General features: G+C 70.4%; 11 protein-coding genes. 8 read left to right on the top strand and 3 right to left on the bottom strand.

From position 1 onward, the window contains the following. From AC0CYZ_RS17475 to AC0CYZ_RS17455, 5 genes are all read left to right on the top strand, one after another. Positions 1-368: hypothetical protein (locus AC0CYZ_RS17475; RefSeq protein WP_472217591.1), on the top strand; the 368-nt coding region annotated here is incomplete at its 5' end. Positions 369-405: 37 nt separating this feature from the next. After that, on the top strand, positions 406-1,266 hold the full coding sequence (locus tag AC0CYZ_RS17470) for an alpha/beta fold hydrolase (RefSeq protein ID WP_472217589.1): 861 nt from the start codon (positions 406-408) through the stop codon (positions 1,264-1,266). A gap of 145 nt (positions 1,267-1,411) precedes the next feature. Beyond that, positions 1,412-1,945: an ester cyclase gene (locus AC0CYZ_RS17465; RefSeq protein ID WP_472217587.1), complete on the top strand. Its 534-nt coding sequence runs from the start codon at positions 1,412-1,414 to the stop codon at positions 1,943-1,945. A gap of 264 nt (positions 1,946-2,209) precedes the next feature. Then, positions 2,210-3,025, top strand: a complete 816-nt coding sequence (locus tag AC0CYZ_RS17460) for an alpha/beta fold hydrolase (protein ID WP_472217585.1) — start codon at positions 2,210-2,212, stop codon at positions 3,023-3,025. Next, positions 3,022-4,224: a PP2C family protein-serine/threonine phosphatase gene (locus tag AC0CYZ_RS17455; protein WP_472217583.1), complete on the top strand. Its 1,203-nt coding sequence runs from the start codon at positions 3,022-3,024 to the stop codon at positions 4,222-4,224. Before AC0CYZ_RS17460 ends, AC0CYZ_RS17455 begins: the two co-directional genes overlap by 4 nt. A gap of 94 nt (positions 4,225-4,318) precedes the next feature. Here the strand turns inward: AC0CYZ_RS17455 and AC0CYZ_RS17450 are convergent, their stop codons facing one another. The 3 genes from AC0CYZ_RS17450 to AC0CYZ_RS17440 all read right to left on the bottom strand — a co-directional run bounded on the left by AC0CYZ_RS17450 (position 4,319) and on the right by AC0CYZ_RS17440 (position 6,753). Beyond that, positions 4,319-4,828 (bottom strand): hypothetical protein, encoded by a 510-nt coding sequence (locus tag AC0CYZ_RS17450; protein ID WP_472217581.1) that lies wholly within the window; start codon positions 4,826-4,828, stop codon positions 4,319-4,321. Positions 4,829-4,864: 36 nt separating this feature from the next. Further along, positions 4,865-5,698: a magnesium transporter CorA family protein gene (locus tag AC0CYZ_RS17445; RefSeq protein WP_472217579.1), complete on the bottom strand. Its 834-nt coding sequence runs from the start codon at positions 5,696-5,698 to the stop codon at positions 4,865-4,867. A gap of 593 nt (positions 5,699-6,291) precedes the next feature. Next, entirely contained in the window at positions 6,292-6,753 is a 462-nt protein-coding gene (locus AC0CYZ_RS17440; protein ID WP_472217577.1) for an STAS domain-containing protein, read from the bottom strand. 82 nt (positions 6,754-6,835) lie between these two features. Here AC0CYZ_RS17440 and AC0CYZ_RS17435 point away from each other — a divergent pair, with 82 nt between their 5' ends. From AC0CYZ_RS17435 to AC0CYZ_RS17425, 3 genes are read left to right on the top strand one after another with little or no spacing between them, the layout of a single operon-like run. Next, the gene (locus tag AC0CYZ_RS17435; protein ID WP_472217575.1) at positions 6,836-7,300 is read left to right on the top strand and encodes a hypothetical protein; all 465 of its coding nucleotides are present in this window, start codon (positions 6,836-6,838) and stop codon (positions 7,298-7,300) included. 6 nt (positions 7,301-7,306) lie between these two features. Next, positions 7,307-8,803, top strand: coding sequence for a molybdopterin-dependent oxidoreductase (locus AC0CYZ_RS17430; RefSeq protein WP_472217573.1), 1,497 nt, complete (start codon positions 7,307-7,309; stop codon positions 8,801-8,803). Beyond that, positions 8,803-9,180, top strand: a complete 378-nt coding sequence (locus tag AC0CYZ_RS17425; RefSeq protein WP_472217571.1) for a hypothetical protein — start codon at positions 8,803-8,805, stop codon at positions 9,178-9,180. Before AC0CYZ_RS17430 ends, AC0CYZ_RS17425 begins: the two co-directional genes overlap by 1 nt. Positions 9,181-9,332: the final 152 nt, after the last annotated feature.

Below are 9,332 nucleotides of genomic sequence, written 5' to 3'. Positions count from 1 at the left end.
CAGTGGATCGGTTCCGAGAGCTGTCCGACGGCGACGACGAGATCCAGGCGCACGGTCGCTATTTCTCGTGTACCTACCTGCTCGACATGATCGAGCACCGCTTCCTGGTGCGTATGCACCGAGGGAAGATCGAGGATCTCGTCACTGACCCTGGTCCACTCGAGCCCTACGACTTCGCCATACGGGCAGGCCGGGAGACCTGGGAGGGCTTCTGTTCCGAGGTCCCGCCCCCGATGTGTCACGGCATCTGGTCGGCCACGTTCCAACGGGACATGACGCTGGAGGGCAACCACCTCGTGATCATGCAGAACCTGCGCGTGCTGACCCGCCAGCTCGAGCTCCTGCGGGTCACCGGGCCCCTCGGCTGAGTGGGCAGCACCGTGCGACCGAGGAGGGGACAGCATCGTGTCGACCGCGAACGCTGACGATGTCGTCGGCAGGTACGTCCGCGTGGAGGTGGAGGGCGCCGAGTACGACGTGTTCTACCTGGAGGCCGGCCAGGGCCGACCGCTGGTGTGCCAGCACACCGCGGGGTGCCACAACCACCAGTGGCGCGAGCTGCTGCGAGACCCCGAGATCACCAGCCGGTACCGCGTGATCGCCTACGACCTGCCGCGGCACGGCAAGTCGGATCCGCCGAACAACACCGAATGGTGGACGTCGGAGTACCGCCTGACCACCGACCACTTCACCGGGTTCGTCGTGGGCTTCTGCGACGCCCTCGGCCTCGAGGAACCGATCTTCATGGGGTCGTCGTTCGGCGGGAACGTCGCTCTCGACCTGGCCCATCGCCGTCCCGACCGCTTCCACGCCGTCATCCCGGTGGAGGGGGCCGATCACGCCCCGGGCTTCTTCCTGGACTGGTGGCAGCACCCGCACGCCAACGCCGCCCAGGTGTCCGCCAGCGGGACCTGGGACCTCATGGCTCCGCAATCGCCGTTGGCCGACCGCTGGAAGACCTGGTTCTACTACACCCAGGGCTCCGAGGCGTTCCGCGGCGATCTGTACTACTACTCGGTCGACCACGATCTGCGCGGCCGGCTGGGTGAGATCGACACCGAGCAGTGCCCGGTCGTCATGCTCACCGGCGAGTACGACTACCTGACCACACCCGACGACGGCCGACGGACCGCTGAGGGCATTCCGGGTGCCGAGTTCCTCGAGATGAGCGAGATCGGGCACTTCCCGATGAGCGAGAACTACCCCAGATTCAAGAGCTACCTCCAGCAGGCCCTCGACATCATCTCCACGAAGACCGCCGCGTGAGAGCCCCCGAAGCACTGGTCTGAATCTTCTGACCTTGCGTCACCGCAAGGGCACCGTGCGGAGTACCGCTCGCCCGAACCACCGCAGACCTTCCCCCATTCACGGCGCTGCGCCACGATGCCATGACCAGGGGAGGGGCAACCGCATGACCGCGACCACGCCGCACACCGGGGACAAGGACGTGTGCATCCGCTCGTTGGACGCGATGGCCACCGGGACTCGGGACGAGATCGCTGAGCTCCACAGCGCGGACGCCTACAACCGGGAGTCCGCGCACGAACCGCCGGCGACGCGCGGCCGAGGGCCGGACGCGTTCTACGCGACAGCGCTGTGGCTGCGCGAGGCCTACTCCGACCTTCACTGGGAGGTCGACGAAGCAGTCCAGGAGGGCGACGTCGTCGTGGTCCACGCGACCATGACCGGGCGTCACACCGGGCCCTTCACCGCCTATGCGGAGGACGAGTCGGTGAAGATGGTCTTCCCGCCGACCGGCCGCGCGTTCTCGGTCACCCAGACCCACTGGTTCCGGATGAAGGACGGCCAGATCGCGGAGCACTGGGCCAATCGCGACGACCGGACCCTGGGCGAGCAGCTCGGCTGGACCCCGCCGTCCCCGGCCTACCTGGCCAGGATGCTGCTCGCCAAGCGTCGGGCTCGGTCCGAGAAGGTCCGTCGCTGAGTCCGGGCCGTCCTGCTGTCCTCGACGTTCGGTGAGGGCACCACGTTCGGGCTCAATGTTCGCGTGACGCTCGTGGTCGCGTGCTCGGCGTGGTGAGCATCGGTGCTCCAGCCCGCGATCCCTTGGTAGACCCGACGCAGGGACTGTGCGCTCGGCTGGTCCGGCGTCAACGGCGGTGGCTTGTTCGTCTGCTCAGGAACGCTCCGGATGCTGGGCGGTTCGTTTGCCGTCGTTCCGGGCCGGCGGAGATGCGACACTCCGAGCGTGGACGCGCGCACGAGGAACCGGGTGACGGTCTCCGGGCGTGCGGGCGCGCGGGCGTTGATGTTCGCGCACGGTTTCGGGTGTGATCAGAACATGTGGCGGCTCGTGGCCCCGGCCTTCGCCGACGAGCACGAGCTCGTCCTGTTCGACCACGTCGGTGCCGGCGGGTCCGATCTCTCGGCGTGGGATCGCGATCGGTACGCGTCGCTCGACGGGTACGCGCAGGACGTCGTGCAGATCGCGGAGGAGCTCGACCTGACCGACGCGGTGCTCGTCGGGCACTCGGTGAGCGCCATCATCGGTGTCCTCGTCGCCGCGCGGGCGTCGGAGCGCTTCGGCGGCCTGGTGCTGGTGAGCCCCTCGCCGCGCTACACCGACGACCCGCCCTACCGCGGTGGGTTCAGCGAGGCCGACATCGAGGAGCTGCTCGAATCGCTCGACAGCAACTACCTGGGCTGGTCGGGCGCCATGGCGCCGGTGATCATGGGCAATCCGGAGCGGCCGGAGCTCGCCGACGAGCTGACCAACAGCTTCTGTCGTACCGATCCCGAGATCGCCCGCCACTTCGCCCGGGTCACCTTCACCTCGGACAACCGGGCGGACCTCGCGCGCGTCACCATCCCCTCGCTGGTCCTGCAGTGTCGACACGACGCGATCGCGCCCGTCGAGGTGGGCTCCTACGTGCACGACGCGCTACCGGACAGCCGGTTGGTGATGCTCGAGGCGACCGGTCACTGTCCTCAGCTGAGCGCTCCCGACCAGGTGGTCACCGCGATCCGGGAGTTCCTCGCGTCACCGCGCTCCGCGGAGCCGTGACCGCGCCCGCCCCGGGGTCCCCCGAGGGGTTCGCGGCGCTGCTCGAGGAGACCACCGAGGACCTGTACGAGCACGCGCCGTGCGGCTACCTCTCCACCATGCCCGACGGCCAGATCGTCAAGATCAACGCGACCCTGTTGGGCTGGCTCGGCCGAGACCGCGACGAGGTCGTCCAGCAGGTGCGCTTCAGCGACCTGTTGTCGGTCGGTGGCCGGATTTATCACGAGACCCACTTCGCGCCTCTGCTACGGATGCAGGGTGAGGTCCGGTCGGTGGCGCTGGACATGGTGGCTGCGGATGGGCGCCGGATACCCGTGCTCGTCAGTTCGATGATGAAGACCGATCGCGACGGCGAGCCGCTACTCGTGCGGACGACCGTGTTCGACGCCGCCGACCGCCGCGCGTACGAGCGTGAGCTCCTCCGGGCTCGACAGGCGGCCGACCGTGAGCGCGAACGCCTGCAACACCTCGCCACCACCCTGCAGCGCACGCTGTTGCCGCCGGCGTTGCCGCAGGTGCCTGGGCTGGAGGCCGCGGCGTACTACCACACCGCGGAGGTGGAGGAGATCGGGGGCGACTTCTACGACTTGTTCCCGCTCGAGCAGGACCGCTGGGGCTTCTTCCTCGGCGACGTCTGCGGGAAGGGGTCGACGGCGGCCGTGGTGACCTCGCTCCTGCGGTACACGCTGCGGGCCACCGCGGTGTACGAGAGCGACCCGATCTCGGTGCTGACCGCCCTCGACGCCGGCCTGCGAGGACAACGGGGCGAGGGGGAGACGGGGTGGTGCACCGTTCTGTTCGGGTTGCTCACACCGCTCGACGGCGGGTTCCGCGTGACGCTGGCCAGCGGCGGCCACCCGCCGGTCCTGGTGGTGCGCGCGAGCGGGGAGGTCGAGGCTCTCGACACCATCGGCGGCCAGCCGGTCGGTCTCCTCGCCGCGCCGCGCTTCGTCGAGGCCTCCACCGTGCTCGGACCGGGCGACGGGCTCGTGCTGTACACCGACGGCCTGACCGAGGCACGCCGAGCCGACGGCTCGATGATCGACGAGGCCCTGCCCGACCTGGTCGCCGAGCTCGTCCGCCTCGATGCCCGCGAGATGGTTGGGGCGCTGGCCGAGCTCCTCACCTCGCTCGGTCCCGGCCTTGCCGACGACGCCGCCATCCTCGCCCTCACCGTCCCCGAGGGCGCTTCCCGCTGAACGCTCACGGGGAGGCGTACTCCCGGCTGGTCCTGCGCTGGGTCCGGCGGTCCGCCGAACCGGCATCGGCCTGGGTTCTACTCATGGTGGGCCGTCAGACGCTCGCGCCGCGACGGCGGCCTCCGGATCGGGTGGCGAGGACCTCCCGAGCGGCTCCGTGCCAGAAGGGCACCGCGGCCAGGTACACACCGCCGAGCGCGAGGAGCCCGATCGCGGCATCGACGCTCGTGCGGCCGTCGCGCGCCCAGTAGACATCCTCGAGGTCGATCAGGAGCGCGAGCTCGTCGACGATCAGGGCGGTGCCGCTGCCGTAGGCGGTCGCGGTGACCGGATGCCGTCGGTGGCGTTCCTCACCGCGCAGGGCGACAGCTCCGACGGCGGCGAGCAGGAGGATCCCGATGTTGTAGTGGTGCAGGTGGCGCCCGCCCGCGCTCATACCGCCGCCCGCCGGACCGTGGCCCGCGCGAATCCAGTGGGTGAGCGCCCGGGTGGCTCCGAACGTCGTGCCGAACCCGCACCACGCGACGATGAGCGACTGCTCGGTGGGGCCGATCCGGTTCCGAGCGACCGTGCGCAGCCGGGCGACGAGGCCCGCGTCCGACATCCCGCCGTGCGCGTGTCGAGAGAGATCGTCCACGTGTCACACCCAGTTCTTCCGCTTGAAGCAGAGGTAGAGCCCACCTGCGATCACCACCATGAGGACGAGGCTGGTCAGGAAGCCCCAGGACTGTTGGAAACCGGGGTAGGGGACGTTCTGGCCGTAGAACCCGGTGACCGCGGTCGGCACGGCGATGATCGCAGCCCAGCACGTCAATTTCCGCATGATCTCGTTGAGGCGGTTGCCCTGGATGGTCAGGCGGGTCTCGAGAATGGTGGTCACCAGGTCGCGTAGTGATTCCGTCCATTCGGTGGCTCGCAGGACGTGGTCGTAGACGTCCTGGAAGTACGGCGTGAGGGTGTCGTCGAGCACGTGCAGGTCCCGGCGCATGATGGTGTTGACGACCTCGCGCATGGGCAGGACGACCCGCCGCAGCAGCACGAGCGACTTCCGCAGCTCGAAACTGCGCTGCTGCAGGGGCCGGCCCGGATCGACCTCGCTGAACAACTGGTCCTGGAGTTCCTCGATCTGGTCGTCCAGGGACTGCACGGCGGCGAAGTGTCCGTCGACGATCTGGTCGAGGAGCCCGTGCACCAGGAAGCCGACGCCGTGGGCGGCGAGATCACCACTGCCGTCCCACCGGGCGACGAGGGTCCCGGGGTCGAATCCGTCGTCCTTGCGGACGGTGATCAGTGCTCGGGGGGTGATGAAGGCGGCGATCTCGCTGGCGGCCAGTTGACCGCTCGCGGTGTCGAGCGAAACCGCGTAGGCGGCCAGGAACAGGTGATCGTCGTACCGGTCGAGCTTGGGTCGCTGGTGCTCGTGGACCGCGTCCTCGACGGCCAAGGGGTGGAGCCCGAACTCGTCGGTGATCACGCCGAGGTCGGAGGTGTCGGCGTCGTGCAGGTCCAGCCAGACGAAACGTGTCCGGGTCGCTGTCGAGGTGGTCGCTGATCTCGGCGACCGGGAAGCCTTCGGCGATTACCGCCCCGTGGCGGTAGGCCCGGGTTCGAGCCGGGCACCGGGGCGGGCTCTGTCCCGACACCGTGCGCGCCGCTGCCGCCGCGGGGTCTCGACCGGCGAAGGTGGCTCCGTCGGGTGCCCGCGCGCGCAGACCGCTGCCCGCAGCCGCCGCGCCGTCAGTTCCCGACGTGGTCGCCCCACGATCGTCTTGATCCTCTTCCGGTGCACGAGTCGTCGCATCCGAGCTCATCGTCGTCGTCCTCCACCATCGCGGGCGGGCCCACAGGCCCGACTCCGTACTGCCGAGGAGTGCCACGGACCGCCTTCGGGAGAACCGAGGAAAACCGTCGCACCGCCCAACGGACCGCGGAGATCGGCCGCCGGTGGGTCCGTCTCGAGGGCGGTTCAGGCGCTGCTCAAGAGCAGGTCACCGCCCGGCGAGGGGCCCACCAACCGCGTCGGGGAGGGCCACGGGTCGTCCTGCCACCACTTCTGTCAGGGCTCGCTCACGGGGCGGGTGCTGGCCACGGACCTCGACCGATGACAGGCCGACCGAGTTCGACCGCGAGGGCCGCCGGGGGGTCGTGGAGTTCGACCCGGGCCTCCCGGGTCAGGCACCGGATCCGCAGGCGTCCGATCGCCCGGGCCAGCATCGCGTCGCAGCGCTCGAGGCCGGAGAGGTCGAGGGCGATCTCGCGGTGGGCCAGGGACGGCACCTCGTCGGAGAGGGCCTGCAGCAGGTCCCGTGCGTCGCGGTCGAAGCACCCTCCGAGGGCGAGGGCCATGCAGCCCGGGCCGTACCGGCGGACCCCGACGGTGCCCCGCCCGTCACCGGTGACGGGCTCGGCGTGGGCGACGGCCTCGGCGAGGGCGACACGACGGCGCGCAGGCAGGTCGGCGGGCAGGTTGATGTCGTCGATCCACAGCTCGTCCCAGAGTCGGATCGGCGCGGACGGGTCGAGGGTCATCCAACCTCCTCTCTGGCACCGGACAGCACGTCATTCTATAAGGATGACGTGCGGTCTGCACGAAACACGGTAGGCTCGTCGAGTGGACGAAGCGGGACGGCTGCGGGCGGCGCTCACCGCGTACCGGTGGGTGGCGTTCGCTGGGCCGCGCACGACGACCGGCCTGGGGGTGGTGCTGCTCGTCGCGGTGGGCGCCCCGCAGGTCTCCCTGCTCGCCACGGCCGGCTACCCGCGCTGGCTCGAGGTGTGGTTCGTCCTGGCCGGCGTGCTCACCGTGGTCGCGGTTGCGGCGGTGACCGCGGCGCGGTCGCGGCTCGTGGCCGCGCTCGGCTGGGGCGTGGGGAGCCTGCTCTGCGCCACGTCGATCGGACTCTGGATCGCGAGCCGGACGGCGGGCCTGCCCGGGGTCGCCGGCACTGTCGGGCGCTGGGACCACCCCGGCGGGACGGCGGTGACGGGCGTCTCCGCCGTCTTCCTGCTCCTGCACGCCTCGCTGGTGCTCGGCGTCACGGTCGCGGTGCCCGACCGGCGACGCTGGCACGACTGACGGGTGATGACGGTGCCGTCCCTGGACTTCCCGGTCTGGCTGCGCGTGGAGCACTGGCTCAACGTGCTGTTCCTGACCCTGCTCATCCGCAGCGGTCACGAGATCCTCGCCAGCTACCCCAAGCTGTTCTGGCGGGACGACAGTCGGCCCGGGACCGAATGGGCCCGATTCACCCGCAAGACCATGCCGACCGACAAGCTCTACGACACCCTCGACGAGGAGGAGAGCTGGTCGCCGGTCATCGCCCTGCCCGGCCGGAAGATGCTGGGGATGGGGCGGCACTGGCATTTCGTGGCCGTGCTCGGGTGGATCGGCACCGGCGTCGCGTATGTCGTCCTGCTCTTCGGCACCGGGCAGTGGCACCGCTACATCCCGACCTCGTGGGAGATCTTCCCGACCGCCTGGAACGACCTGCTGACCTACCTGAGCTTCGACCTGCCCCCGCTGCTGCCGGGCCAGCCGCTCGACGGCATCCAGAAGCTCACCTACGCCGCGGTGATCTTCCTGCTCGCGCCGTTCCAGATCCTCACCGGTGCCGCCCAGTCACCGGCGGTCGAGGCCCGCTTCCCCTGGTACGTGCGCCTCTTCGGCGGTCGGCAGAGCGCGCGCAGCCTGCACTTCCTCGGGCTGGTCGCGTTCCTGGCGTTCGTCGTCGTGCACGTCACGATGATCGCGCTGTGGGGGTGGGGCGAGCTCAACTCGCTCATGATCTTCGGGCAGGTGCGCGACACCCGGTGGGCGATCGCGGCCTCGCTGGCCATCATCGCGGCGATCGTGCTCCTGCACGTCGCGGCCACGGTCTGGAGCCTGCGGCATCCGCGGTCGGTGCAACGGGTGCTCGGCGCGGTCCTCGAGCGTGTCCGGCTGCTGACGTTGCGCCCGCTGGTGTCGCGCCAGGACTACTCCCGGGCCGCGCTCTCGCCCCAGCACCGGGTCAATGGCAAGCCGCCGGACTCCGACGCCTACAAGACCCTGGCCGTGCACGGCTTCGCCGACTGGCGCCTCGACGTCGGGGGGCTCGTGGAGCGGCCGGTGCGGCTCTCGCTCGACGAGCTGCGTGGGTTGGGCGGGGTGCAGACCCAGCGGGTGCTGCACAACTGCGTCCAGGGCTGGTCGAGCATCGGGGAGTGGACGGGGCTGCCGCTGCGCGAGCTGCTCGACCACGTCCGGCCGATGCCCGAGGCGCGCTACCTCTGCGTGCTGTCCGTGCAGGACAACGCCCGCGACGAGCCGAGCTCCGAGGGCGGAGGCCGGTTCTACGAGGTCATCGACCTCGATCTCGCCCGGCAGTCGCACTCGCTGCTCGCCTACGGGATGAACGGCGGCTCGCTGCCGATCAAACACGGCGCTCCGCTGCGGCTGCGCATCGAGAACCAGGTGGGTTTCAAGATGGTCAAGTGGATCGAACGGATCGAGCTCGTGTCCTCCTACGACGTGATCGGGCGCGGCGCCGGTGGCTGGCGTGAGGACAACGTGTACTACGACAAGGACGTGGCGATCTGATGCCCGCGACGAACAGCCCCCACGAGCCGGCCGACCTCGTCGCCCTCGACGAGGCCCAGCGCGAGCGGGTGCGCGCCCAGCTCGCGCGCGAGCAGATCGGGTGCGGGGCCTGCGGTGGTACCGCGTTCGCAGTCGGCGACGCCCTCTACCTGGGGTTCCTGTTCCGCAGCGAGCGCACCGACGCGTGGATGGTGGCGCTCACGTGCACCGCGCCCGGCTGCCCGTCCGCGCACTCCTCGGTGCGGGTGCACGACGCGCGGGGCCTGCTCGGGCCGCGGGACAGCACGGGGGAGGCGCCCCGTCCCACGTCGGTGCGGGTGCGCCGGCGCTCGCGCAACGGCACCGGTCCGCACCGGGCCGACGCCGGGTCCCCGTAGCGGGGCCCGAGGACGTCGTGGACAGGAGGAGGCGGTGGAAGTGGTCAGCGCCGGGAACGAACGGCAGCTCCAGGAGATCGCGGAGCGGCTGCGGGCCGACGACCGCAGACTCGCCCGCCGCCTGGCGCGCCACCGCATCCGGCTGCGGGGGC

Source organism: Actinomycetospora sp. (assembly GCF_055612215.1).
This window is presented reverse-complemented; position numbering and strand designations above follow the sequence as displayed.

What these genes read in the sequence shown, in the direction of transcription:
- AC0CYZ_RS17465 (WP_472217587.1), top strand. Translation starts at nt 1,412, where the DNA reads ATGACCGCGACCACGCCGCACACCGGGGACAAGGACGTGTGCATCCGC.
- AC0CYZ_RS17450 (WP_472217581.1), bottom strand. Translation starts at nt 4,828, where the DNA reads ATGTCGGACGCGGGCCTCGTCGCCCGGCTGCGCACGGTCGCTCGGAAC.
- AC0CYZ_RS17440 (WP_472217577.1), bottom strand. Translation starts at nt 6,753, where the DNA reads ATGACCCTCGACCCGTCCGCGCCGATCCGACTCTGGGACGAGCTGTGG.
- AC0CYZ_RS17430 (WP_472217573.1), top strand. Translation starts at nt 7,307, where the DNA reads ATGACGGTGCCGTCCCTGGACTTCCCGGTCTGGCTGCGCGTGGAGCAC.
- AC0CYZ_RS17425 (WP_472217571.1), top strand. Translation starts at nt 8,803, where the DNA reads ATGCCCGCGACGAACAGCCCCCACGAGCCGGCCGACCTCGTCGCCCTC.